Genomic DNA, 24,460 nt, shown 5'->3' with positions numbered 1-24,460 from the left:
TGCCCGGCTCACCGAGCCCGGTTGCTCATGCCAGGCTCACCAGGCGATGTCGCCCTCACGGTCCACGAACCGCCCCGAGCCCGCGCCCGGCCCCTCGGTGGCGAGTGCGACGATCGCGTCCGTCCCCTCGGTGACGGTCTGCGTGCCGCTGTGGCCGTTCAGATCGGTCGCCGTGTAGCCGGGGTCGACGGCGTTCACGCGGATGTCGGGCAGCGCCTTCGCGTACATCGTGGTGAGCATCGTCAGGGCGCTCTTCGAGGCGGCGTACAGAGGCGCGATCACGGCGGACTCGACCCGGTCCGGGTCGTGCGTGAGCGTCTGTGAGCCCATGCCGCTGCTGACGTTGAGGATCGCCGGGTCCGCCGACTCGCGCAGCAGCGGCAGGAACGCGGAGGTCGCGCGCACCACGCCGGCCACGTTCGTGTCGAACACGAGCAGCGCGTCGGCGCCGGTGATGGTTCCGGGATCGCCGTTCCGGTGGCTGATCCCGGCGTTGTTGACCAGGACGTCGATCCGGCCCTCGTGGGCGGCGACGTCCGAGGCGGCGGCCGCGACCGAGGCGTCGTCGGTCACGTCGATCCGGACGAAGCGCGCGCCGAGCACCTCGGCGGCCTGCCGGCCCCGCTCCGCGTCGCGCGCTCCGAGCAGCACCGTGTGCCCGAGTCCGATCAGACGCCGGGCCGCCTCGTGGCCGAGTCCCTTGTTGGCCCCGGTGATGAAGATGATTGCCATGGCTTCATGGTCCGCGCCGCGGTGACGCGTCCGCCAGGATCGCCTCAACGGTAGGAACAGCGGTACCACCCTTGGATCCGCCATACGCCCTGACGCTGAGCGAGGATGGATCTCATGAGTACTCCACCGGCGGCCGATCTCGGTGCGACGATCCGCATCTGGCGGGACCGCCTCCCGCCGTCGGCGGTGGCGCTGCCCTCGGGGCGGGCGCGCAGGGCCGCGGGCCTGCGGCGGGAGGAGCTCGCCGACCTGGCAGGGGTGTCGGTGGACTATCTGGTGCGCCTGGAGCAGGGCCGGGCCACGACGCCCTCGGCCCCGGTGGTCGCGGCGCTGGCCCGGGCGCTGCAGCTGACGGTCGCCGAACGCGACCACCTGTACCGGCTGGCCCGCCTCGTGCCGCCGGCCGACGGCACGATCAGCGACCACATCCCGCCGGGCGTGCACCGGGTGCTCAGCCGCCTCGGGGACACGGCGGCCGCGGTGTTCGCCGCCGACTGGGAACTGGTGTGGTGGAACCGCGGCTGGGCCACGTTGTTGGGCGATCCCGCCGAGGCGCCGCCGCGGTTGCGGAACTTCGCGCGGAGCAAGTTCCCGGTCGGGGGCGAGCCGGGGGCGGAGTCCGGGGTCGGGGCTGGACCCGGAGCCGTATTCGAAGTCGCGAGGCTCGCGCACTGGCCGGTGATCGAGTCGGACCCCGATGCCGTGGACCGCGCCGTCGTCGCCGACCTGCGGCGGGCCACGGGCAGATTCCCCAACGATCCGCGCTTGGCCGCGCTGATCGCCGATCTGAATGCGGGCAACGCGCGGTTCGCCGAGCTGTGGGCCGCCGGTGTGGTGGGCGCGCATCGCGAGGACCACAAGAGGATCGAGCATCCGTCGGTCGGACCGGTGACAGTGAACTGCGATGTGCTCGGCGACGGGGACACCGAGTTGAAGATCGTCGTCATGACCGCGGTGCCGGGCAGCCCGGACGAGACCAAGCTGCGGCTCGCGCTGATCGCCGGCGCCGTCTCGCCCGCCGTCCCGCCGGCCGACGTGCCGATCAGCTGACGGAGCCGGTGCCCTCGGGCTTCTCGATCGGGAAGAAGATCGGGCTGAGCAGATACAGGCCGCGATCCGGCGCGGGCCCGTTCCCGGCGCGCGCGACGATGCCGTCACGCAACTCCTCGACCATCTCCGCGAGTTCGGCGGGGCTGAGCCACAGCGGGATCTGGCGATAGCCGACCGAGTCGGCGGCGGGGTCGGCGCCGGCGTCGTCGAGGTAGCCGTTGAACGCCGCGAGCAGGGCGGCCACCGCGGCGGCGAAGGCCCGGCGGTGGTCCTCGACGCTCATCGCCGCGGCGTCCTCGGAACTGATGCGGGCGCGGGTGTCGCGCATGCGGTAGCGGCGTTCGACCGCGCCGTGGACGCGCTGCTCGCCGACCACGTCCAGGACGCCGCCGTCGGCGAGCAGGCCCACGTGCCGGTACACCGTCGTCTTCGGCACGTCGGCCAACTGCTCGCACAACTCGGCGGTGGTGCGGGTCCGGCCGCCGGCCATGGCGTGCGCGATCCGCAGTCTGACGGGGTGCAGAAGGAGGGTGAGCGTGTCCACGGGCTGCATGTTTCCACATCTGGTACCGTTCCCATAGTTGGGAATGCAGAAGATCTGGGGGAGTCGCGAATGACTGAGATGGATGTCGAACTGCCCGCGCCGTTCGGCCGGTACTACGACGTGCAGGGCCACAGCCTGCAGACGTACCGCAGCGGAGCGGGGGAGGCGACCGTCGTATTGCTGCCCGGCGGCGGCTCGGTCGGACTGGACATGTGGCGCGTGCAGGAGGGGATCGCGCAGTTCGCGACCGTCGTGGGCTACGACCGCGGCGGGACCGGTTGGAGCAGCCGCGCCGTGAAGCTGCCGCGCAGCCTGCGCGAGGTCGCCGACGAGCTGGAAGAGTTGCTGCGAGCGGCGGATATCGCAGGACCCCGCATCCTCGTCGGTCACTCGCTCGGCGGCCTGTACGCGCGCTACTTCGCGGCCCGCCACCCCGAGCAGGTCGCCGGTCTCGTCCTGGTCGAGCCCGGCCACGAGGACTTCCGCAAGTACATGCCCAAGGAGCTGACCGACCTCTGGGACGCCTTCGACCTGGACGCCGCTGTGCCCGACGAGATCCCGACGGAGATCCGGGACTTCTACCGCGGGCTGTTCCGGGACGCGATGGCCGATTTCCCGGCCGAGGTCCGCGAACCGCTGGTGGCCAACCACGTCCACCCGGCCTGGCTGCGCGTCGGCATCCAGGAGGGCTCGAATGTCAAGGCCCTGAGTGAGGAGATGCGCGCCGTGGCGGACCAGGTCCCGGACGTTCCCACCGTGGTGCTGACCGCGATGGCCGTCGACGCGTTCAAGCAGGCGGTTTCGGCGGGCATGCCGGAGGAGCTGGTGGCCGCCGAGACCGAAGGCAAGCTGCGGCTCTACGACGAGCTGGCCGCGTCCTTCACCCGCGGTGAGAACCGGCGGGTTGAGGGCGTCGGGCACGTGACGCTGGTGATGCGGCGGCCGGAGGCGGTGGTCGAGGCAGTCAGGGGGCTGATTGTGTAGCCATCGCCAAAGCGATGCCCGCATGGGTCGCGGCCAGGTCCCGGAACCAGGCCGCCTCCGGATGGTCCCCGCCGGCGATCCGCAGCGGTCCGGCGACCAGGCTGACGTGCATGGCCAGCTGGTACAGGCGCATGCGGTCCGGGTCGAGGTCGTCGCGGCCCAGCGGGGCGTAGTGGCGGCCGAAGCGCATGCGGACGAAGACGTGCTCCCACTCGATGTCGAAGTAGGCCACGCCCTCGATGTCGATCAGCACCGGCCGGCCGTCAGCGGCCAGCATCACGTGGTCCGGCCCGAGTTCGCCGTGCACCACGCCGACCCGCGGCGGCGCGGTGACGCGGGACGCGAGGCCGTGCAGCGCGGAGATCAGGGCACCGCGGCCGCCCCGCATGCGCTCGTCGCGCTCCGCGGCCTCCTCGACGTCCGCGAGCGCCCGCTCGAGGATGATCTGGGCGCCGGATCCGCCGATCACCGGGAGGTCCTCGTCGACGACGGCGACCTTCCCGAACCGCGGGGCCGGATGGTCGTGCATGCGCCGCAACGCCTGTCCCAGGGCGGCCAAAGGCTCGCGCGCGGCGTCGGGATCACGCTCCAGCAGGGCCTCCAGCGTCCCGCCGCGAACGTCTTCGACCACTGCGATGTCCGCCGGATACAGGCTTCTGCTGCGGTCGGCGAACAGCAGGCGCGGGCACCGGACGTCGAGCGAGTCCAGCCGGCGCACCGCGGCTTCGAACAGGTCCAGTCCCGAGGCGTGGGAGAAAGTGTCGGCCGGATCGGCGCGGTCGGCGCCCTGGACGTCGCTCCAGTAGTCCTCGGCCGGGTCCCAGATGTAGACGATCGTGCTCGTGGCGTCGTCGAGCGTCAGCCGATAGACGCCCTTCTTGCTGCCGTTGGGCAGCCGGTTCGCGGTCAGGACGCGGCGATCGGTCCCGAACACCGCCGCCACGATGCCGGACAACTGCTCCTTGGTTGCGAACTGCCGCATCATGCATCTCTTCCGTCACGGCCGGTGAGGGCCTCGACCGGGGTGGACAGTGCCGCGTGCCGGTCCCGGTGAACCTCAACAAGTCCTTGCTCGACGAGCACCAGGTTCGCGCGATGTCTCATCCTGTATCCGCCCCCTGGCGTTTCCTCCCAGGAAGCATGCCCTTTAGGGTGGGCGTCTATGAAGCCACTGGGGTTGCCGGATCCGCGGCGGATCGGACCCTACCGGATCTTCGCCCAGCTCGGGCGGGGCGGTATGGGGCGGGTCTTCCTGGCCGGGGCGCCGGACGGGCGGCTCGTGGCGCTCAAGCTGGTGCACGTGCAGCACCTCGAGGAGCCAGGGTTCCGGGAGCGCTTCCGGCGGGAGGTCGCGGCTTCGCGGCGGGTCTCCGGAGCCTACACCGCGCCGGTGGTGGACGCCGATGTGGAGACCGAGATCCCGTGGCTGGTGACGGTGTTCGTGCCGGGCCCGTCCCTGCGGCAGGCGATCGAGGCCGCCGGGCCGCTGCCGCCGGACACCGCCGCGCGGCTGGCCGCCGGGCTCGCCACGGCGCTCGGCGAGATCCACGCCGCCGGGCTCGTGCACCGCGACCTGAAGCCCTCCAACGTGCTGCTGGCCGCCGACGGGCCGCGGGTCATCGACTTCGGCGTGGCCCGCACCTCCGACGGCAGCACCAGCGAGCTGACACACACCGGCTATCTTGTCGGCTCGCCCGGTTACATGTCGCCGGAGCAGGCCGAGAGCAAGGCCCTGACCCCGGCCAGCGACGTCTTCTCGCTCGGCGCGGTGGTCTACATGGCGTGCACCGGCATCGAGCCGTTCATGGGCGCCTCGACCCCGGCCACGCTCTACAACGTGGTGCACGCCGAGCCGGACATGGCGGCGGTGCCCGAGCGGCTGCGCCACGTCATCGCGGCGTGCCTGGCCAAGGACCCCGCCGCGCGTCCGACGCCGGAGCAGGTGCTGGCGCTGATCGGCGACGTGCCGGCGGTGACCCGCACCTGGCCCGACGCCGTCCACGCGCTGATCGCGGAGCAGGACGAAGCGGTCGTGGAAGCGCTGCGCGACGGCGGCGCCTCGCCGGACGTGGCGGTGGTGCCGCTGCTGCCGGAGGACCGGACGGAGGGCCGGACATCCGCCACCGGCGCACGGCCGGCCGAACCCGCGACGGCGTTCGGTTCCCGTGCCCCGGAAGGCTCGACGTTCGGGCGCGGCGGCACCGGCGGCCGGGACCGCCGTCCCGCGCGCCGGGCCCTCACAGCGGTCATGGCCGTGGCGGCGCTCGCCGTCGGCGGGACGGCGGCGGCTCTGGTGACCGCCGGATCCGGCGGGTCCCCGACCGCCGCGAGTCCGCCGGTGTCCTCCTCCGCGGAGCAGATCGCGGGCCCTTCGACGCCGGAGACGGCGGATACGTCGGGCTCGGCGGATCCCGCAGCCTCGTCCGAGACGGACGCGACGAGCCCCACACCCCCCACGGCCGGCTCCCGCAGTCGAACCGGTGCGCCGACGCAGGCGGTGTCGAAGACGTCGACCTCCTCCGGCCCGGCCTGCTTCAGCGGCCAGGAGGCCCTCGACCTCGCCAAGCAGAAGAACGGCGGAACGCTGCCCTCCGACGCGAAGCCCAGCGGCCTGAAGTGCGACGACGGCTGGGCCGCGGCGAAGCTCAGCTCGGCGAGTGTCGGCGACATCTGGGCTGTCTACGAATATGACGGCGCCGCCTGGTATGCGGTCGACCTCGGACCCGCGATCTGCGAGGGCGTGATCAGAGGGGCGCCCGCGGACGTCCGCAAAGCAGCGGACTGCTGAACCTCGGGCCGCCGCCTACATCAGCTTCAGCACAGCCTGCTTCGCCATCGCGAACTCCTCGTCGGTGAGCACCCCGTCGCAGTGCAGATCGCCCAGCTCCCGCAGCCGGCGCAGCAGTGCGTCGTGGTCGGGAGCGGCGGCGGCCGCCGCCGTCGTCGCCGCCGCCGTCGCGGGCATCTCAGGGGCCGCGTTCGGGTGCGGCATCCGTCCCACGATCGCCGCGGCCAGCACCGCGCTGTTCCCGCTCTCCTTCTTCGTCCCCCACAGGGCCAGACAGTTCGGGTCCAGGCGCGGGTTCGGCGAGACGATCCCGGCGTCCCCGCGGACCCGGAAGCGGATCCAGCCCCAGTCCATCCCCACCGCCGGCCGCCATTCCACGGCCTCCAGCGCCGCCAGCGGCCAGGCGCGGTCGCCGGCTGTGCGCTTCTTCCCGTCGGCCAGCCAGCCCCACTCCAGGCGGACGGTCTCGCCGTCGAAGGAGCCGGTCCCGTCCTGGCCGTTCGCCGAGATCGGCACCGGCGGCGGGGTGAGCAGGTAGCGGTCGGCCGGCTCGGTGGGGACTTGTGCCACGCTCAGCGCGTCACGCACTTCCTCGGCGAAGTACTCCGCGACCCCGCCGCGTTCGACCGGTACTTCCAGCTGATAGGGGTCCGCTTCGTCGGAGAGCCGGCCGCCGCAGGCCTGCAGAAGGGGGTCGGCGCCGGAGCGAAGCCGCAGACGGATGCGGCCCGCGCCGCTCTTGGCCTTCTTGCCGCCCTCCGGAGCGGCCTCGAACGCGATCCCGGCCAGGGCCGCCAGCGGCACCGCGATCTCGCCGAGTGCCGAGCGCAGCCGGGAGACCTCCTTGTCGTGCCCCGGGACCACGCGGAGCACGGCGCCGTCGAAGGTCCAGGTCCCGTTCTTCCCGATGAGCTCGGCCATGCCCCGATTACATCAGGCCTTGTCGCCGAGCATGTACCGCAGGACTTGGGCGTACTCGTCCTTCACCCGGGCCTTGTCCGGCTCCGGGGTCAGGGCCAGCTCGATGCCGGCCGCGCCGAGCAGCTGGAACACCGCGCGCGCCATGGTGCCGGCCGGCAGCGGCGGCAGCGCCCCGGCATCGATCAGGGCCTTGATGGTGCGCTCGATCAGGCCGAAGGCGTACTGCTCCTCGCTGGCCCGCCACTCCGACCAGCCCAGGGCCATCGGCGCCTCCTGCCACACCAGGCGCCCGTACTCCGGCTCGCAGCAGCACTCCAGGAACTCGTTCAGCGCGGCCTCGGCGGCGGCGCGCACGTCGTCGGCGTGCACTGCGGCGGCGGCCTCGACCCGCTTGAGCATCTCGGCCTCGGCCTGTTCGTGGACCGCGCGGAACAGCGCCGTCTTGTTCGCGAAGTGGTGGTACACCGCGCCGCGGGTGGCCTGGATGTCGGCGGCGACGTCCTCCAGGGCGGTGCCGGCGAAGCCGTGCTGGGCGAAGCGGCGCGCGGCGGCCGCCAGCAGGGCCGCGCGAGTCGCTTCAGAGTACTGCTCGCGCCTGCTCTTGACACCGGACATGGCCAGAGCATACGACATACACAGCGTATGTTTCCGACACTGAGTATCCGAAGGGCCGCCGGAGGCCCTGGCGGGACTCGGGAGACCGAGGTGAGTCCGCATGACCGATCTCGAACCGCTCTTCAACCCGTTTGAGCCGGGGTTCAGCGACGATCCCTACCCGGCCTACCGCCGGCTCCGGGACGCCGAACCGGTGCACTCGCACCCGTTCGGCTTCTGGATGCTGACCCGGCACGACGACGTCTCCGCGCTGCTGCGCTCGGGGAACTCCGTCGACTACCGCAACTCCGCGGAGGGCAGCACGGCGCGGCTGCAGGCCGACGCGATGATCGCGGCGGCGGCCCCGGTGACCGGCGACACCGTCGACGCCTACGGCATGTCGATGCTCGACCGCGACCCGCCGGACCACACCCGGCTGCGCGGCCTGGTGTCGAAGGTCTTCACGCCGCGCTCGGTGGCCGCGCTGGAACCGTTCGTCACCGAGCTCGTGGATGCCGCCCTGGACCGGCTGGCCGAGGCCGGAGGCGGAAACGGGAGCGCCGACCTGATCGGGACCGTGGCCTTCCCGATCCCGTTCGCGGTGATATCCCGGATGCTCGGCATCCCCGACACCGACCACGAGCGGATCAGGGTCCTGAGCGGGCTGCTGGTCCGCACGCTGGAGCCGATCGGCGACCCCGACCTGCTGATGGAGATCAACACCGCGCGCCTGGAGATGCAGGACATCGTCCGCGGCCTGATCGCCTACAAGCGCGAGCGCCCCGGCGAGGACCTGCTGACCGCGCTCATCGCCGCCGAGCAGGACGGCGACCGCCTGTCCGACGAGGAGCTCATCGCGCAGGTGGTGCTGCTGTACGTGGCCGGCCACGAGACCACCGTCAACCTCATCGGCAACGGCACGCTGGCCCTGCTGAACCACCCCGACGAGCTGAAGAAGCTGCGGGAGACGCCGGAGGCGGCCGCCAACGCCGTGGAGGAGCTGCTGCGCTACGACAGCCCGGTGCAGCTGTCGCGGCGGGTCATCCTGGAACCGTACGAGGTCCGCGGCACGGTGATCCCGAAGGGCGCCTTCGTGGTCGCCGGCCTGTCCTCGGCCAACCGCGACCAGGCCTACTGGGGCCCGGACGCCGAGGAGCTGCGGCTGGACCGGCCCAACGCCCGCAACCACGTCGCCTTCGGCGGCGGCCCGCACCACTGCCTGGGCGCGGCGCTGGCCCGGCTGGAGGGCCGGGTCGCGATCGAGCGGCTGGCCGCCCGGTTCCCGGGGCTGGCCCTGGCCGGGGAGCCGGTGTGGAATGGCCGGATCAACCTCCGAGGAATGGACGCGCTGCCGGTGACTGTGGGTTAGACCGGCAGGTGGGCAGGGCGCTCGCGCGACGGCGAGCTGGCCCGGATGTTCGACGCGAAGGCTTAGCATGGTCCGCTATGGCGGGCATACCAGGGCTGCGGCGATCGGACGGGACCACCTCCCGCCTGCCTGCCGGCACGCTGCGCAGCGGACGGGTCCGCGCCGGCGCGGCGCTGCTCGCCGTGGTGATCGCGGTCGTCGTCGCGCGCTGCGCCATGACCTCCGCGGCGCAGGCCGCGCCGCCGGAGCCGAAGGTCCGGGCCGCCGCGGCCGCCACCCTGGCCGCCCGCGGCGCCGCCGTCGCCGCCCACGACAAGGCCGCCTACCTGGCCACCGACGCCGACGGCGGCTTCAAGACCGCCGACGCGCAGGTCTTCGACAACCTGATGGCGCTGCCGCTGGCCTCCTGGAGCATGGCGCCGGCCGCCGACCAGAGCGCGGCGAAGAAGGCCGGAGTGGCGCACCTGTACCAGGTGACCGAGTCCTACGAGCTCTCCGGCGTGGACTACAAGCCGGTGACCGACACGCGGTATCTGACGTTCGTCGAGCGCGGCGGCCAGTGGCTGGTGTCCTCCGGGAGCGACGGCACCGCGGCAGGTCTGCACGCCGACACCCAAATCTGGGACCAGGGCCCGGTCTCGGTCGTGCAGGGCTCGCGCTCGCTGGTCATCGGCCTCGGCGGCGAGCAGCGGCTCAAGCCGTTCGCCGACCTGGCCGACCACGCGGCCGCGAAGGCCGCGACGGTCTGGGGCGCGGCCGGCTGGAAGGGGACCGTCGTGGTCGAGGTCCCGATGAACCAGGCCCAGGTCGAGACCCTGCTGGACAGCTCGCCCGGCAGTCTGGCCGGGGTGGTCGCGATCACCGCTGGCGAGGGCGGCCAGGCGCTGACCGCGGCGCCGGCCAGCCGGGTGCTGGTCAACCCGGACGCGTTCGACGGCGAGGCGCCGGACGCCTGGCAGTTCTTCTTCGACCACGAGCTCACGCACGTCGCCACCCGCGCCTGGACCACCCCGGCGGTGCCGCTGTGGCTCTCGGAGGGGGCCGCCGACTACAGCGGCTACCTCGGCTCGTCGATCTCGGTCGACCGGCGGTTCGAGGAGCTGGCGAACGCGGTCTCGCAGCACGGCTGGACCCCGCAGGCGCTGCCGGTCACCGACGACTTCGCCGGCTCCGGCGACTCGGTGTCGCGGACGTACCAGATCAGCAACCTGGCCTGCGCGCTGATCGCCGAGAGGTACGGGCAGGCGAAGCTAGTCGCCTTCTACAAGGCGGTCGGCACCGCCCCGGCCGGGACCGCCGACCCCGTCGACCACGCCTTCCGGACCGTGCTCGGCACCACCACCGCCGAGTTCACGGTCAAGTGGCGCGCCTTCGTCCTGAACGAGGCGCACACGGTGACCGCGATCCTCGCCAAAAAGCACTCCTGAGACCGGGACCCGCACGCCGTCCAGGGCCGTCCCGGTCGCGCGCCACAGCGCCCGCAGCGCCAGCACCGCCGCGACCACCAGCACCGTGTTGCGCCCGATCAGGATCGCGCCGGAGTAGATCTGGCCGCCGCGCAGCGTGTGGTAGAAGAGCGGGAAGATCAGCTGCGTCACCGAGACCGCGGCCAGGACCAGCCAGGCGGGGACGCGCATCAGCGTCTGGCGGCTGGTCAGGCACACGGCCGCCACCCCGAGCAGCCACACCAGGTACTGCGGCGAGAGTACGCGGCTGGTGACGACGAAGACCAGCACCGCCGCGAAGCCCACATCCGCCAGCATCGACGACGGGAACGGGAACCCGCCCCGCACCGCCGCCCGCCGCCGGATCAGCAACAGGATCGCGCAGCCGACGGCGGTCGACAGCAACGCCGCCTTGCCGGCCAGGGGTACGCCCGGGCCGGTGAACTCGTAGGCGCCGTGCGTGTTCGTGACCCCTCCCGACCAGCCGAACCACCTGCCGGCCACGAACGGCGTGGCGAACACCGACTCCAGTTGGACGCCGCGGGTCTTCTGGTTGGTGAGGAAGGACAACACGCCCGGGAAGAACAGCTCCAGCGCCAGCGTGGGCACCACGGCCGTGGCCGCCGCGACGCCGACCAGCAGCCGGCCGTTGCGGCGCTTGGGCGCGCCGAACAGGAAGGCCGCGGGCCAGAGCTTGAGGAATGCGCCGAAGCCGATCAGGACGCCGCGCGCCACGGCCGTGGAGCGTTTGGAGCGCGGCGTCACGGTCAGCGCGGCCACGGCGAAGGCCGTGACCACCAGGTCGTAGCGGCCGTAGGCCATCGGCCCGATGGCGGCGATGCCGAGCGTCCACAGCCAGGGCCCGGCCGGCGAGGGCTGGGCCGGGTCGGCGCGCTTCGCCGCGCGCAGCAGCATCCAGAACACCGCTACGTCGGCGATCAGGCACATCACGAAGAACAGCACGTAGTAGCTGCCGGGCAGCCAGTGCGGCAGCAGAAGGGGAGCGGCGGCGCCCGGCGGGTACTGCCACCTCTGGTCGGAGAGCGGGTACTGGCCTTGGTCGAACGACCCGCTGATCCACTGGCGGTAGGTGCTGACGTCGCCGATGATCGCGCCGCGGTTGAAGTACGGCAGGACGTTCAGGGCCAGCAGGAGCAGCACGACGCGGGTGGCGGCGTACCAGGGGACGACGGGCTGGCGGCGGGCGATCCTCATGGTGGCTGCCATCCTAATCGGCCGCGCACCGGCGCTCGCGCGCCGCTCGGCCCGGTGCGTCAAAGGCGGGGGCCGGTTCCGGATAAACTCCGTTGGGTTAGCGGGCTGTTGCTGTGTGACCAGGGCTGGAAGGCTGAACTTTGACGATTCTCGTGGTCACCAACGACTACCCGCCCCGGCCCGGCGGGATCCAGCAGTTCGTGCAGAACATGGTCGAGCGGCTCCCCGCCGAGCAGACCGTGGTCTACGCGTCCTCCTGGCACGGGGACCCGGCGCGCTGCCGCGAGTTCGACGCCAAGCAGAAGCACCGCGTGATCCGCGAGAAGACCGGCATGCTGCTCCCGACCCCGGACCGCACCAAGCGGGCCGTGGCGATCGCCAAGGAGATCGGCGCGGAGTCGGTGTGGTTCGGCGCCGCGGCGCCTTTGGGCCTGATGGCCCCGGCACTGCGCAAGGCGGGCGTGCAGCGCCTGGTCGCCACCACCCACGGCCACGAGTCCGGCTGGGCCAAGCTCCCCGGTGCCCGCGACCTGCTGCGCAAGATCGCCGACCAGGTGGACTGCGTCACCTACCTCAACGAGTACCACCGGGCCCGCATCGCCAAGGCCCTGACCCCGGCCGCCGCCGCCCGGATGGTGCAGCTGACGCCGGGCGTGGACGTCGACATGTTCCACCCGAACCCGGCCGGCGCGGCCGAGATGCGCGCCTCCCTGGGCCTGGCCGGCCGCCCGGTGGTGGCGTGCGTCTCCCGCCTGGTGCCCCGCAAGGGCCAGGACACCCTGATCAGGGCCCTGCCGTTGATCCGCCAACAGGTTCCCGGCGCGGCGCTGCTGATCGGCAGCGGCGGGCCGTACAAGGAGACGCTGCAGAAACTGGCCGTTTCTGAGGGCGTGGCCGAGCACGTGGTCTTCACCGGCTCGGTCCCGTGGGAGAAGCTGCCGACACTGTTCGCGGTCGGCGACGTCTTCGCGATGCCCTGCCGCACCCGCCGCTACGGCCTGGACGTGGAGGGCCTGGGCATCGTCTACCTGGAGGCCTCCGCGGTCGGCCTGCCGGTGATCGCCGGCGACAGCGGCGGCGCCCCGGAGGCGGTGCTGGAGGGCGAGACCGGCTACGTGGTCCCCGGCGACTCGATCGAGCGCACAGCGGCCCGCTGCGTGGAACTCCTGAAGGACCCGGCCAAGGCCAAGGCGATGGGCGAGCGCGGCCGGGCCTGGGTCGAGGAGAAGTGGCAGTGGGACTCCATCGCCGAGATCCTGCGCCGCCTGTTGGACCCCGCGGCTAAAGTCGCGGCATGAAATTCATGGTCCTGATGTACGCCGATCCCGCCGCCACGGCCGCGATGACGGCCGAGCAGCGTGCGGACGTCTTCGCCCGCCACGAAGCGCTGCACGCGGACCTGGGCGAGACCGGCGAGCTGCTGAACGGCGCGGGCCTGGTGTTCCCGAAGGACACCACGACGCTGCGCTGGCAGCCCGACGCCGGGCCGGCAGCCGCCGAGGGGCCGTTCGCGGAGGCGACGGAGCATGTGACGGCGTACTACGTGCTCGAATGCGAGAGCGCGGAGCGGGCGCGGGAGATCGCGGCGCGGGTGCTGGACTTCCATGTGGTGGCGGTCGAGGTGCGGCCGATTCACGACTGGTTCGGGATGGGGGAGCCGCCGGCGACCGCGGTCGAGGGCGAAGCATAGGCCTGAGTCGCTTGCCGGACCTGCGAGGCCCTTGCCGCATTCGGTGCCATGACCACGGATCAGCGCAGGCACTTCCCGGACTGGAACGAGGCGATGGGCCGCGCGGCGGTGCGGCTGATGAGTGTGGAGGCGTCGCTGCCGCCTGAGAAATGGCGCGCCCGCCCAACCTCTCCGGGCTCAGGTGTAGTCCGGCACCACCGGTCCGCGCGGCCGATAAGGCGCCTGCATGGCCGCGATCTCCTCGGCCGTCAGCTCGATCCCCAGCGCGGCCACCGCGTCATCGATGTGGTGCGGCTTCGTCGCCCCGAAGATCGGCGCCGTGACGCCGGGCCGGCTCAACAGCCACGCCAGCGACACCTGCGCCGGCGGCACACCCCGGGCCGCGGCGATGGCCTCCATCGCGTCCACGACCGGGAAGTCGCCCTCGTCGTAGAGCTCTGATGCGAACGGATCGCTCGTCGAGCGCGTCGTGGTCGCCTCCCCGGCCCGGCTGCGGGCCCCGGCGAGCAGGCCTCGCGCCAGCGGGCTCCAGGGCAGGACGGCGACGCCCTGGTCCAGGCACAGCGGGATCATCTCCCGCTCCTCCTCGCGGTAGACGAGGTTGTAGTGGTTCTGCATCGACACGAAGCGGGTCCAGCCGTGCAGCTCCGCGGTGTGCTGTGCCTTGGCGAACTGCCACGCCGCCATGCTCGACGCGCCGATGTAGCGTGCCTTTCCGGCGCGCACCACGTCGTGCAGCGCCTCCATCGTCTCCTCGATGGGGGTCTCGCGGTCCCAGCGGTGGATCTGGTACAGGTCCACGTAGTCGGCGCCGAGCCGGCGCAGCGAGGCGTCGATGGAGGCCATGATGTGCTTGCGGGACAGGCCGGCGTCGTTCGGGCCGGTGCCGGTCGGGAAGAAGACCTTGGTGGCCAGGACGTAGTCCTCGCGGTCGGCGAACAGCTTCGGCAGGATGCGGCCGGTCACTTCCTCGCTGGCGCCGCCGGAGTACATGTCGGCGGTGTCGAAGTACGTGATCCCGGCCTCGACGGCGCGGGCGACCAAGGGCAGTGCCGCGTCCTCGGGCAGGATCCAGGCCCGGGACTGCGGGCTTCCGTAGCTCATCATGCCCAGGCACAGGCGGGAGACTTTCAGGCCGGTACGGCCCAGTCGGACTTGCTGCAAAACAATCAATCCTCTCTGAGCTTTCTAAGAGGTGTGCGCAGACCTCTAAGAGGCGTGCGCAGCCAAGAATCGCGCCGTGCGCCCGGATCCGCCACCGGATACTTCGGCCGGCGTGCCCTCCGCGACGATCCGCCCGCCGTCGGCGCCGGCGCCGGGACCGAGGTCCAGCAGCCAGTCCGCGGCCGCCGCGACGCGCATGTCGTGCTCGACGACGACCACCGTGTTGCCCTGGTCGACGAGTTCCTGCAGCCGGAACAGCAGCAGATCGGCGTCGGCCGGGTGCAGCCCGCTGGTCGGCTCGTCGAGCAGGTACAGGGTGTGGCCGCGGCGCGCGCGATGCAGTTCGCTGACCAGCTTGATGCGCTGGGCCTCGCCGCCGGACAGCGTCGTCGCGCTCTGGCCGAGGGTGAGGTAGCCCAGGCCGATGTCGTCGAGCAGGCGCAGGATGCGGTGCGCGGCCGGCAGCCGGTCCAGGAACCCCAGCGCGTCCTCGACGCTCAGCGCGAGCACGTCCGCGACCGACTTGCCCTCGATGAGCACCTGGAGCGTCTCAGGGTTGTACCTCGCGCCGTGGCACACCGGACACGGCGCGGATTCCGTCGGCAGGAAGAGGAGTTCGACGCTCACCACGCCCTCGCCCTGGCAGTTCGGGCAGCGGCCGTCGGGCAGGTTGAAACTGAAGCGGCTGGCCGTATAGCCGCGCTCCTTGGCCAACGGCTGGGCCGCGAACAGTTTGCGCACCGCGTCGAAGAGCCCTGTGTAGGTCGCCAGGTTCGACCGCGGTGTCCGGCCGATCGGCTTCTGGTCCACCTGCACCAGACGCTGCACGGCGTCCAGCCCGTCGGCCTTGGGGATGGCGACGATTCGGTCGTCGTCCAGCGCGGTGCCCTCCTCGTCCGAGGCGTCCCGGTCGTCGTCCGAGGCGTCCGATGCGGCCGGCGTGCCGAGGCGGTCCCGCACGGTCGCCGCCAGGACCTGGCCGACCAGCGTCGACTTGCCGGAGCCGGAGACGCCGGTGACCGCGGTCAGCGTGCCGAGCGGGAACCGGACGGTGAGCCGGTCGAGGTTGTGCCGCGTGACGTCGTACAGCGTCAGCCACGACGACGGCGCCCGGACCGCGTCCGGCCTGATGTTCGGCGCGTCCCCGAACAGGTAGCGCGCCGTGGCCGATTCGGCGACGTCCTTCAGCCCGGCCTCCGGCCCGCTGTACAGGACGCGGCCGCCATGCGTACCGGCCCCCGGCCCGAGATCCACGATCCAGTCGGCGTCGGCGATCACCCGCGGGTTGTGTTCGACCACGAACACCGAGTTCCCGGCGGCGCGAAGCCGCTGCAACGCGGTCAGCAGCAGTTCGGTGTCGGCCGGATGCAGCCCGGCGGACGGCTCGTCGAGCACGTACAGAACCCCGAACAACCCGCTGCCCAACTGGGTGGCCAGATGCAGCCGCTGGAACTCGCCGCCGGACAAGGTGGAGGTGGCGCGATCGGTGCCCAGGTAGCCCAGACCGAGTTCGGTCAGGGTCCTGAGGTGCTCCTCCAGGTTGCCGATGAGGGCTTCGGCGGCCTTGCGGCGCTCCGGCGACAGCGCGGCGGTGTCGGGATGGACGCGTGCCCGGCGCAGCAGATCGGCCAGCTCGGTCAGGGGCAGCGCGGTGGCCCGGGCGATGTCCACCCCCGCGATGGTGATGCTCAGCGCGAAGGGGTTGAGCCGCCGCCCCTGGCACGTCGGGCACGGCTCCTCGGTGAGGAAGGACGCGGCCTTGGCGCGCAGCGACGCGCTCTTGGTGGTGGCGTAGGTGTGCAGGACCCAGCTCTTCGGCGACATGTATGTGCCCTGATAGGGCCGGGTGATCCGATGCGCCTCCCGCACCGGGTGCACCGTCACCACCGGCTGCTCCTCGGTGGTCAGCAGCCAGTGCCGCCGCTCGGGGGGCAGCGTACGGAACGGCGCGTCGATGTCGATGCCCAGCTCGGCCAGGATGTCGCGGTAGTTCTTGCCCTGCCACGCCCCGGGCCAGGCGGCCACCGCCCCCTGGCGGATGCTCAGATCCGGGTCGCCGACCAGCTTGTCCTCGTCCACGGAGTACCGGCGCCCCAGCCCGTGGCAGGTCGGGCAGGCGCCGACCGCGGTGTTGGGGGAGAACCAGTCGGAGTCGACCGTCTCGGCCCCCGGCGGATAGGTGCCGGCGCGCGAGTAGAGCATGCGCAGCACGTTCGACACCCGGCTGACGGTCCCCACACTGGAGCGCGCGCTGCCCGCGCCGTACTGCTGCCGCAGGGCGACCGCCGGAGGCAGACCGCTGATACCCCCGACCCGGGGCGCCCCGGCCTGCTCGATCAGGCGGCGCGCGTAGGGGGCCACCGATTCCAGATAGCGGCGCTGCGCCTCGGCGTAGACGGTGGCGAACGCCAGCGATGACTTGCCCGACCCCGACACCCCGGTGAAGGCCACGACCCGGTCGCGCGGCACCGCCACATCGACGTGGCGCAGGTTGTGCTCGGTGGCGTCGTGGACCCGGATCATCGGGTCGGCGGCGGGGTCCGGGCCGGTACCGGCCGGGTCCGAGCCCGCACCGTGCTGCTCGGCGGGCTTGTCGACCATGCCAGTCACGGTATCGGCGGGCGAGCAGCGGCGCACGTCGGCGTCGGGCGGTGGCTGTCTGCGAGTGTCGGCCCCCGGCGTTACCCTCGCAGCGTGGCCCCCGTACCTCCCGCCCGCCACCTGCAGCGCGCCAAAGACCTCGCCGACGCCCGCTACGCCGAGCCGCTGACCGTCGCCGACCTCGCCGCGGCCGCGCGCCTGTCGCGGGCGCACTTCTCGCGGGAGTTCCGGCGGGCGTTCGGGGAGTCGCCGCACGCCTACCTGCTCACCCGGCGCCTGGAGCGGGCCGCGGCGCTGCTGCGGCACACCGACTACGCCGTCGCCGACATCTGCTGCGCGGTCGGGCTGACCAGCGTCGGGTCCTTCACCACCAGCTTCACCCGGGTCTACGGCCTGCCGCCGGCCGCCTACCGGGCCGGGCAGCCGCCGGCGGCGCACTTCGTGCAGGTCCCGGGCTGTGTGCTGCGGGCCTACGGCCGGCCGAAGAACCGGACGTTTCGAGAAGACGGCGCGCCGCCCGGCGGCCTAGCGTGATCCCATGATCTCCTTCAACAGCACTCAGCTTTGGGTCCACGACCAGGACGTGGCCCTGGACTTCTACACGAACAAGCTCGGCTTCGTGGTCCGGGCGGACATCACCGTGCCGGAGATGGGGAACTTCCGCTGGCTCTCCGTGGGGCCCGCGCACCAGCCGGACATCAGCATCGTCCTGATGAAGATCGTGGGCGAGCCGCTCATGGACGAGGCCACCCGCGCCAAGGTCGAGGAGCTGACCGGCAAGGGCTTCGCCGGGACGGTGTTCCTGACCACCGAGGACGTGGACGCCGACTACGCCGCCCTGGTCGAGCGCGGCGTGGAGTTCATCGAGAAGCCGAGCGACGAGATGTACGGCCGCGACTCGTCCTTCCGCGACCCCTCCGGCAACCACATCCGGCTCATGACGCCGCGCGAGATGGGATAGCGCGGCGCACGGCGCACGCCCGGCTCAGCCGCGCGCGCTGCCCAGGTCGCGGTCGGCCTCGTCGCCGGCCACCATCAGCGTGACCTCCTCCAGCCGCGCGAAGCGGCCGTCGTCGGCGAACTCGGCGAAGACGTACACCTCGTGCGAGGCGGTCGAACCGTCGGCCTTCACGATGTCGACGGTGTGGCGCTCGGCGTAGCGCATGCCCTCGCCGAGTTCGTCGTGCACGTGGATGGCGCCGCCGGCGACGACGCCGCGCAGGTGCGCGATGTGCTCGGCGAACCCGGCGCGGTCGATCCACGACCCGTCGGTGCGCTGCCGGTACTCCGGCGCGAAGTGCCGGTCCAGGGCCTCGTCGAGCGGCAGGCCCGGGGTCAGCAGCAGGTCGGTCAGGGCGGCGGCGATGGTGGTGGCCATGGGGGGACTCCTCCGGATCAAGATTCTGCAGACGGGCATCGCATAAGTGCGTGCACCGTGCACGCATCTCGTATCTCGAACTGTAGCAGATGCGTGCGTCGTGCACGCTAGTCTGGAGAGATGGATGCCGATGCCGATGCCGATGCCGATGCCGATGCCGATGCCGATGCCGATGCCGATGCCGATGCCGACACCGGACGTGAGATCGCCGAATCCTTCGGCTTGTTGATCCAGCGCAGCACGCGCGCCGGGCTGTACGCCGGGCTCGTCGAGGGCGTCGCCGACGGCCTCGACGAGAACGCGTACCCCGTGCTCAGCGGCCTGGCCCGGACCGGACCGCGCAACGCCGCAGACCTCGCGGCGGTGGTCGGCCTGGACCGGTCGGGCGTGAGCCGCCACGCCTCGCGGCTGGAGGCGGCCGGCCTGGTGCGCCGCGAGGCCGACCCCGACGACCGGCGCTCGGTCCTGCTGGTCCTCACCGACGCCGGCGCCCAGGCGGTCGCCGAGATGCGGCGCCGATTCGCCGACCGGGTCACGGCATCCGTGGCGAGCTGGCCGCCTGACGAGGCCGCGGCCTTCGCCAAAGCGCTGCGCCGCTTCGCCGAGGAAGGGCCCTTCTAGCGGGAGCGGCGCGGGAAGTCGAAGTCGTCTCCGCCCACAGCGAGCGCATGCGAAAGGGCGCCCCACGAAGGGGCGCCCTTTCAACATGCTTGTCTGATGAGCCTCACTGTCCGGTCGTCGACCCGACCCCGGCGTACAGCGCCTCCACGTCGGTGGAGTTCTCCAGCATCACCACGTTGCGCTTCAGCTTCATCGACGGCGTCACCTGACCGCCCTCGACGCTCCACTCTGTGCCGAGGATCGCGAACTTCTTGATCGCCTCGGCGTGGCTGACGGCGCGGTTGGCGTCGTCGATCGCCTTCTGGATCTCGGCGCGCACGTCGGTGTCGGCGGCGGCGTCGGCGATGCTCCAGTCCGCCGGCTTGCCGTGGGCGGCGGCCCAGGTCGGCAGGGCCTCCGGGTCCAGGGTGACCAGGGCGGCGATGAAGGGCTGCTTGTCGCCGACCACCATCGACAGGTTCACCAGCGGGTGGGCGTTGATCCGGTCCTCCAGGACGGCCGGGGCCACGTTCTTGCCGCCGGCGGTGACCAGGATCTCCTTCTTGCGGCCGGTGATCGACAGGTAGCCCTCGGAGTCCAGGGAGCCGATGTCGCCGGTGGCGAACCAGCCGTCCTGCATGGACTCGGCCGTGGCGGCGTCGTTGTGGTAGTACCCGGAGAACACCATCGGGCCCTTGACCAGGATCTCGCCGTCCTCGGCGATGCGGACCGAGGCGCCGGGGACCGGAACGCCGACCGTGCCGGGGCGGGACTTGCCGATCGGGTTCAGGGTGATCGCCGCGCAGGTCTCGGTCAGGCCGTAGCCCTCCTGCACCTGCAGGCCGATGCCGTGGAAGAAGTGGACCAGGCGGGTGCCCAGCGGCGCGCCGCCGGAGACGGCCAGCGTGGCGTTGCCGCCCAGGGCCGCGCGCAGCTTGCCGTAGACCAGCTTGTCGAAGACCGTGTGCTTGACCTTCAGGCCCAGCGGGACCTTGCCCGCGTACTCGGCGCGCGACCAGGCGATCGCGGTGGCCGCGGCCTTGTCGAAGATGGCGCCCTTGCCCTCGGCGTGCGCCTTCTGCGACGCGCCGTTGTAGACCTTCTCGAACACCCGGGGCACCGACAGGATGAAGGTCGGCTTGAAGCCGGCCAGCTCCTCGACGATCTTCTTGGTGTCCGAACAGTGCCCCAGCTTCACCCGCGCGGTGAGCGCCGCGGTCTGGATGACCCGGGCCAGCACGTGCGCCAGCGGCAGGAACAGCAGCGTGGAGCCGGAGTCGTTGAAGGCCGCGGACGCCATGCGCGTCACGTTCTCGCACTCGGCGAGGAACGTGCCGTGGGTCAGCACGCAGCCCTTGGGCCGGCCGGTGGTGCCGGAGGTGTAGATGATCGAGGCCACCGACTCCGGGGTGGCCGCGCGCCGGCGCTCGGCCAGCTCCTCGTCGCTGATCGCGGTGCCGGCCGCGCTCAGCTCCTGCACCGCGCCCTTGCCGCTGTCCGGCTCGATCGTCCAGACCTGCCGGACGCTCGGCGCGCCGCCGAGGTCGGAGTTGGTCTGGCCGGTGCGCGCGGTCTCCACGCACTCGGCGTTGCCGGTGGTCTCGGCGAACACCGCGACCGCGCCGGAGTCGGACAGGATCCACTCGACCTGATCGACCGAGGAGGTCTCGTAGACCGGCACCACGACCGCGCCGGCCTCGAACAGGGCGAAGTCCAGCAGCGTCCACTCATAGCGGGTGCGGGACATCAGGGCGACGCGGTCGCCGACCGCGATCCCTGAGGCGGCGATGCCCTTGGCCAGGGCGGTGACTTCGCCGAGGAAGTCCTTGGCGGTGACATCTCGCCACACGCCGCCGACCTTGCGGCCCAGCAGCGCCGCGGCCGGGGCCTGTTCGGCCGCGTTGTGCACCACGTCGGTCAGGTTGCCCGTGGCGCCGACCTGGTAAAGCGGCGGGACGCTGAACTCACGCACGGTTGTCTTGACTCCTCGTCTTCGAGGCCGGACGACGGGGCGGCCGGGCGCCGCGTGGGGTCGAGGCGCGCCCTGACGCTACTGCTTATTACCAACCGGTAGGTAGTACTTGATGCTGTTTCGTAACCTCAGCGACTTCTGCGCATGGCAGGGGTGCTGGACACCATCATGCCTTGCCGGGACCCTCGGCCGGCCGTCAGGTGTGGCGTACGCGATAGCCTTGGCCGCAACCACCGACGGCGAGGAGGCGGGCCATGTCCGAGCGCACTAAGTCCAGCATCGACATCGCGGCCCCGCCACAGGCGGTGCTGCAGGTGATCACCGACTTCGAGGCCTACCCGGAATGGGCCGGAGAGGTGAAGGAGGCGCGGGTCGAGGAGCGCGACGACGCCGGGCGCGCCACCCGCGCCTGGTACCGCATGGACGCCGGCGCGCTGCGCGACGAGCACACGCTGGCCTACGAGTACCCCTCCGACGTTGAGGTTCGCTGGACCCTGGTGTCCTCGAACATGATGCGCGCGCTGGACGGCTCCTATGTGGTGGAGGCGACCGACGCCGGCAGCCACGTGACCTACCAGCTCGCGGTGGACGTCAAGCTGCCGATGGTCGGCCTGCTCAAGCGGAAGGTCGAGAAGCTGATCATCGACCGCGCGCTGTCCGGCCTGAAGAAGCGTGTCGAGGCGATCTCGGCGTGACGCGGCTGCTCTTTTTGACCGGCCCCGGCGGTGCGGGCACCACGACCCTCGCGGCGGCGACCGCGCTGCGGGCCGCGGCCGGCGGACACCGGACGCTGCTGCTCGGGGTCGCCGACGCCGGGGAACTGGCCGCGGTGCTCGGCGCGTCGGGGGTCTCCGGGGACGGAAACGTCCTGGACATCGACGACGCCCTCGACGACGATTTCGAGGACATCGAGGACAGCGAAAACTCCGAGAACTCCGAGAACTCCGAGAACTCCGGCGAGCTCGGGGCCGCACGGGCCTCGGCCGTCCGCCGCACCGCGCTGGCCAACCTCACCGTCCGCCGCTTCGACCCGGCCGCGGCCACCGAGACCGCGCTGGTGGACCTGGCCAAACTGCTCACCGGCCCGCTGGCCGCCGCCGGCCTGTCGGCGCCGGACGCCACCGAGCTCGGACCGGTCCCCGGCCTGCCGGACATCCTGGCGCTGCGCGAGATCGCGACCGCCGTCGGCTCCTCCGAGTGGGACACCGTCGTGGTGGACGGCCCGCCGCTGAAGGCCGCGCTGGCCATGCTGGCCTGGCCCGAGACCGCCGCCGCCGCGCTGCGGCGGGTGCGGCCGATCGAGGGCCAGGCGGCCCGCGCGCTGCGTCCGCTGCTGGCCGGGCTGGTCGGCCTGCCGAGCCCGTTCGCCATGGTCACGCAGTGGACCGACAACGCCGCCGCGGAGATCGCCGCTGTGCGGGCCGCGCTGGTGCACCCCGGCAGCGTGGTGCGGATCGTCGGCTCGCCCGCGGCCGCCGCACAGTCGCTGCTGCAGGCCACCCCGACCCTGCTGGCCCTGCACGGCCTGCGCGCCGACGCCGAGACCCTGGCCGACGTGCCGCGCCAGGACGCCGAACCGCTCGGCGTCGCGGCCCTGGAAGCCCTCGGCGAGGCCGTGTACCCCGGCGGGGATCCCGGCCCGGGCCTGGCCGACCCGCCGGAGCCGGTGATGATCGGCGAAGGCGAGGGCTACCGCTACGACCTGCCGCTGCCCGGTGTCGAGCGGGACCAGCTCGGCCTGGTGCGCTCCGGCGACGAGCTGGTGGTCAGCGTCGAGGTCCCGGGCGTCGCGGCCCAGCGGCGGGCGTTCCCGCTGCCCGGGGCGCTGCGCCGGTGCCGCATCGCCTCGGCGCGGATCTCGGACGGCGTGCTGCGCGTCGGCTTCAAACCGGACGAGAGCCTGTGGCCCGAGCGGTTCCTGGCGGATCATAGTGATGAAGACACCCAAAACGGTGACCGGTGACGGGAGGGATCCAGCCGTGAGCGATAACCAGAAAGACGACATCCCCTTCGAGGACATCCCGCCTCGCCCCGCCGCCGCCCCGGACACCGGCGACGACGGCGCAGTTCAGGGCGACAAGGCCCCCGAAGCGGACAACGCGGACGCCGGCCCGGCCGGCCGCGCCGCGCGGGCTTCCGAGGAACGGACACCGCCCGGTCCCGGCTCGACAGGGCCCACCGGCGTGCGCGAGGATCTCGGGACGCTCGCCGATGAGGCGCGCAAGCTCTGGTCGGCCCTCGAGGCGCGCGTCGTGGCCCCGGCGGTCCAGTCGTACCCTGAGGTGGCGCGCCACCTCGGCGCCGCCGGCCGCGAGGTGGCCGCGGCGTTCCGGTCGGCGGTGCGCGGCTCCGAGCAGTCCTGGCGGGATTCCGGTCCCGGCGGCGACAAGGCAGGACAGCAGGAGAAGATCACCGTCGAACGGGTGGACCGGATCGATCCGTCCGAACAGAAGAACAGGGACTAATGACTCTCACCATCGGCGTAGACATCGGCGGCACGAAGATCCTGGCCGGCGTGGTCGACGAGAAGGGGAAGATCCTCGACTCGGTCAAGGTCTCCACTCCGGAGGACTCCGACCAGACTGCCGACGCCATCGCCGAGGCGGTGCGCAAGGTCCGCGGGGACCACGAGGTCGGTGCCGTGGGCCTGGGCGCCGCCGGCTTCATCGACGCCGACCGCGCCACCGTGCTGTTCGCCCCCAACGTCTCCTGGGTGAACGAGCCCCTGAAGAACCGCATCGAGGAGCGCATCGGCCTGCCGGTGGTCGTGGAGAACGACGCCAACGCCGCGGCCTGGGGCGAGGCGAAGTTCGGCGCCGCGGCCGGCCACGACGACGTCGTGGTGATAACGGTCGGCACCGGCATCGGCGGCGGCCTGATCCTCGGCGGCTCGCTGTACCGCGGCCGCTTCGGCATCGGCGGCGAGCCCGGCCACTACCGCGTGGTCCCCGACGGCCGTCCCTGCGGCTGCGGCAACCGCGGCTGCTTCGAGCAGTACGCCTCCGGCAACGCCCTGGTCCGCGCCGCCCGCGAGCGCGCCGCCGCGGCCCCGGGGCGGGCCAAGGAGCTGCTCGGGCTCGGCGACGGCACCGTCGAGGGCATCCAGGGCGCGCACGTCACCGAGGCGGCCCGCAACGGCGACACCATCGCGCTGGCGGCCTTCAACGAGATCGCCGACTGGCTCGGCCAGGGCATGTCCGACATCGCCGCGCTGCTGGACCCCAGCGCCTTCGTACTGGCCGGCGGCGTCTCGGAGGCCGGCGACCTGCTGCGCGCCCCGGCCGCCGAGGCCTACCGGCGCAAGCTGGCCGGCAAGGGGCACCGGCCGTACGCGCAGGTGCTGACCGCGACGCTGGGGCCGGACGCCGGTCTGATCGGCGCGGCGGACCTCGCTCGGGTCTGAACCTCGTACG

The 24,460-nt window shown here is 72.2% G+C and carries 23 protein-coding genes; 13 read left to right on the top strand and 10 right to left on the bottom strand.

What is annotated here, in order from left to right:
* Positions 1 to 36: 36 nt before the first annotated feature.
* A complete protein-coding gene (locus ABH926_RS06120) occupies positions 37 to 732 on the bottom strand; it encodes an SDR family NAD(P)-dependent oxidoreductase (protein ID WP_370364352.1) in 696 nt (231 codons plus the stop codon).
* 105 nt (positions 733 to 837) lie between these two features.
* On the opposite strand from ABH926_RS06120, the gene ABH926_RS06115 reads away from it, so the two are divergent.
* On the top strand, positions 838 to 1,782 hold the full coding sequence (locus tag ABH926_RS06115) for a helix-turn-helix domain-containing protein (RefSeq protein ID WP_370364351.1): 945 nt from the start codon (positions 838 to 840) through the stop codon (positions 1,780 to 1,782).
* Here ABH926_RS06115 and ABH926_RS06110 read toward each other — a convergent pair.
* Positions 1,775 to 2,335 carry a helix-turn-helix domain-containing protein gene (locus ABH926_RS06110; protein ID WP_370364350.1) on the bottom strand — a complete coding sequence of 187 codons (561 nt, stop codon included), beginning with the start codon at positions 2,333 to 2,335 and terminating at the stop codon, positions 1,775 to 1,777. The genes ABH926_RS06115 and ABH926_RS06110 overlap by 8 nt on opposite strands.
* Before the next feature lie 60 nt (positions 2,336 to 2,395).
* Here ABH926_RS06110 and ABH926_RS06105 point away from each other — a divergent pair, with 60 nt between their 5' ends.
* Positions 2,396 to 3,310 (top strand): alpha/beta fold hydrolase, encoded by a 915-nt coding sequence (locus ABH926_RS06105; protein WP_370364349.1) that lies wholly within the window; start codon positions 2,396 to 2,398, stop codon positions 3,308 to 3,310.
* Here the strand turns inward: ABH926_RS06105 and ABH926_RS06100 are convergent.
* A complete protein-coding gene (locus tag ABH926_RS06100; RefSeq protein WP_370364348.1) occupies positions 3,291 to 4,295 on the bottom strand; it encodes a phosphotransferase family protein in 1,005 nt (334 codons plus the stop codon). The two genes, ABH926_RS06105 and ABH926_RS06100, sit on opposite strands and share 20 nt — an antisense overlap.
* A gap of 177 nt (positions 4,296 to 4,472) precedes the next feature.
* On the opposite strand from ABH926_RS06100, the gene ABH926_RS06095 reads away from it, so the two are divergent.
* Positions 4,473 to 6,098, top strand: coding sequence for a protein kinase (locus tag ABH926_RS06095; protein WP_370364347.1), 1,626 nt, complete (start codon positions 4,473 to 4,475; stop codon positions 6,096 to 6,098).
* Positions 6,099 to 6,113: 15 nt separating this feature from the next.
* On the opposite strand, the gene ABH926_RS06090 is transcribed toward ABH926_RS06095, so the two are convergent.
* The gene (locus ABH926_RS06090) at positions 6,114 to 7,019 is read right to left on the bottom strand and encodes a DUF4429 domain-containing protein (RefSeq protein ID WP_370364346.1); all 906 of its coding nucleotides are present in this window, start codon (positions 7,017 to 7,019) and stop codon (positions 6,114 to 6,116) included.
* Between the two features lie 12 nt (positions 7,020 to 7,031).
* The gene (locus ABH926_RS06085; protein WP_370364345.1) at positions 7,032 to 7,634 is read right to left on the bottom strand and encodes a TetR/AcrR family transcriptional regulator; all 603 of its coding nucleotides are present in this window, start codon (positions 7,632 to 7,634) and stop codon (positions 7,032 to 7,034) included.
* Positions 7,635 to 7,734: 100 nt separating this feature from the next.
* Here ABH926_RS06085 and ABH926_RS06080 point away from each other — a divergent pair, with 100 nt between their 5' ends.
* Positions 7,735 to 8,982, top strand: coding sequence for a cytochrome P450 (locus ABH926_RS06080; RefSeq protein WP_370364344.1), 1,248 nt, complete (start codon positions 7,735 to 7,737; stop codon positions 8,980 to 8,982).
* Between the two features lie 1,250 nt (positions 8,983 to 10,232).
* On the opposite strand, the gene ABH926_RS06075 is transcribed toward ABH926_RS06080, so the two are convergent.
* Positions 10,233 to 11,642 carry a glycosyltransferase 87 family protein gene (locus ABH926_RS06075; protein WP_370364343.1) on the bottom strand — a complete coding sequence of 470 codons (1,410 nt, stop codon included), beginning with the start codon at positions 11,640 to 11,642 and terminating at the stop codon, positions 10,233 to 10,235.
* Positions 11,643 to 11,782: 140 nt separating this feature from the next.
* On the opposite strand from ABH926_RS06075, the gene ABH926_RS06070 reads away from it, so the two are divergent.
* Both ABH926_RS06070 and ABH926_RS06065 read left to right on the top strand, forming a co-directional pair.
* Positions 11,783 to 12,940 (top strand): glycosyltransferase family 4 protein, encoded by a 1,158-nt coding sequence (locus ABH926_RS06070; RefSeq protein ID WP_370364342.1) that lies wholly within the window; start codon positions 11,783 to 11,785, stop codon positions 12,938 to 12,940.
* Positions 12,937 to 13,332, top strand: a complete 396-nt coding sequence (locus ABH926_RS06065; RefSeq protein WP_370364341.1) for a YciI family protein — start codon at positions 12,937 to 12,939, stop codon at positions 13,330 to 13,332. Before ABH926_RS06070 ends, ABH926_RS06065 begins: the two co-directional genes overlap by 4 nt.
* A 177-nt stretch (positions 13,333 to 13,509) precedes the next feature.
* Here ABH926_RS06065 and ABH926_RS06060 read toward each other — a convergent pair whose 3' ends face one another.
* Both ABH926_RS06060 and ABH926_RS06055 read right to left on the bottom strand, forming a co-directional pair.
* Entirely contained in the window at positions 13,510 to 14,496 is a 987-nt protein-coding gene (locus ABH926_RS06060) for an aldo/keto reductase (RefSeq protein ID WP_370364340.1), read from the bottom strand.
* A 45-nt stretch (positions 14,497 to 14,541) separates the two neighbouring features.
* Positions 14,542 to 17,097, bottom strand: coding sequence for an ABC transporter (locus tag ABH926_RS06055; RefSeq protein ID WP_370364339.1), 2,556 nt, complete (start codon positions 17,095 to 17,097; stop codon positions 14,542 to 14,544).
* Positions 17,098 to 17,190: 93 nt separating this feature from the next.
* On the opposite strand from ABH926_RS06055, the gene ABH926_RS06050 reads away from it, so the two are divergent.
* Both ABH926_RS06050 and ABH926_RS06045 read left to right on the top strand, forming a co-directional pair.
* A complete protein-coding gene (locus tag ABH926_RS06050) occupies positions 17,191 to 17,631 on the top strand; it encodes a helix-turn-helix transcriptional regulator (protein WP_370364338.1) in 441 nt (146 codons plus the stop codon).
* 4 nt (positions 17,632 to 17,635) lie between these two features.
* Positions 17,636 to 18,058 carry a VOC family protein gene (locus ABH926_RS06045; RefSeq protein ID WP_370364337.1) on the top strand — a complete coding sequence of 141 codons (423 nt, stop codon included), beginning with the start codon at positions 17,636 to 17,638 and terminating at the stop codon, positions 18,056 to 18,058.
* Between the two features lie 24 nt (positions 18,059 to 18,082).
* On the opposite strand, the gene ABH926_RS06040 is transcribed toward ABH926_RS06045, so the two are convergent.
* Positions 18,083 to 18,475, bottom strand: coding sequence for a nuclear transport factor 2 family protein (locus ABH926_RS06040; RefSeq protein ID WP_370364336.1), 393 nt, complete (start codon positions 18,473 to 18,475; stop codon positions 18,083 to 18,085).
* 120 nt (positions 18,476 to 18,595) lie between these two features.
* On the opposite strand from ABH926_RS06040, the gene ABH926_RS06035 reads away from it, so the two are divergent.
* Positions 18,596 to 19,096, top strand: coding sequence for a MarR family winged helix-turn-helix transcriptional regulator (locus ABH926_RS06035; protein ID WP_370364335.1), 501 nt, complete (start codon positions 18,596 to 18,598; stop codon positions 19,094 to 19,096).
* A 103-nt stretch (positions 19,097 to 19,199) separates the two neighbouring features.
* Here the strand turns inward: ABH926_RS06035 and ABH926_RS06030 are convergent, their stop codons facing one another.
* Entirely contained in the window at positions 19,200 to 21,047 is a 1,848-nt protein-coding gene (locus ABH926_RS06030) for a long-chain fatty acid--CoA ligase (protein ID WP_370364334.1), read from the bottom strand.
* Between the two features lie 254 nt (positions 21,048 to 21,301).
* On the opposite strand from ABH926_RS06030, the gene ABH926_RS06025 reads away from it, so the two are divergent.
* Genes ABH926_RS06025 through ABH926_RS06010 form a run of 4 tightly spaced genes read left to right on the top strand, consistent with a single transcriptional unit; the run spans position 21,302 to position 24,450 of the window.
* Positions 21,302 to 21,742: an SRPBCC family protein gene (locus ABH926_RS06025; RefSeq protein WP_370364333.1), complete on the top strand. Its 441-nt coding sequence runs from the start codon at positions 21,302 to 21,304 to the stop codon at positions 21,740 to 21,742.
* Complete coding sequence (locus ABH926_RS06020) at positions 21,739 to 23,010, top strand: ArsA-related P-loop ATPase (protein ID WP_370364332.1); 1,272 nt, start codon at positions 21,739 to 21,741, stop codon at positions 23,008 to 23,010. The genes ABH926_RS06025 and ABH926_RS06020 overlap by 4 nt, the downstream gene beginning before the upstream one ends.
* A gap of 16 nt (positions 23,011 to 23,026) precedes the next feature.
* Positions 23,027 to 23,512: a DUF5304 family protein gene (locus tag ABH926_RS06015; protein WP_370364331.1), complete on the top strand. Its 486-nt coding sequence runs from the start codon at positions 23,027 to 23,029 to the stop codon at positions 23,510 to 23,512.
* Positions 23,512 to 24,450, top strand: coding sequence for an ROK family glucokinase (locus tag ABH926_RS06010; RefSeq protein ID WP_370364330.1), 939 nt, complete (start codon positions 23,512 to 23,514; stop codon positions 24,448 to 24,450). Before ABH926_RS06015 ends, ABH926_RS06010 begins: the two co-directional genes overlap by 1 nt.
* The last annotated feature ends 10 nt before the right edge of the window (positions 24,451 to 24,460 follow it).

This window comes from Catenulispora sp. GP43 (genome assembly GCF_041260665.1).
Lineage (GTDB): Bacteria > Actinomycetota > Actinomycetes > Streptomycetales > Catenulisporaceae > Catenulispora.
Note: the sequence above shows the minus strand (reverse complement) of the source record. Positions and strands in the feature narration are given on the sequence as shown.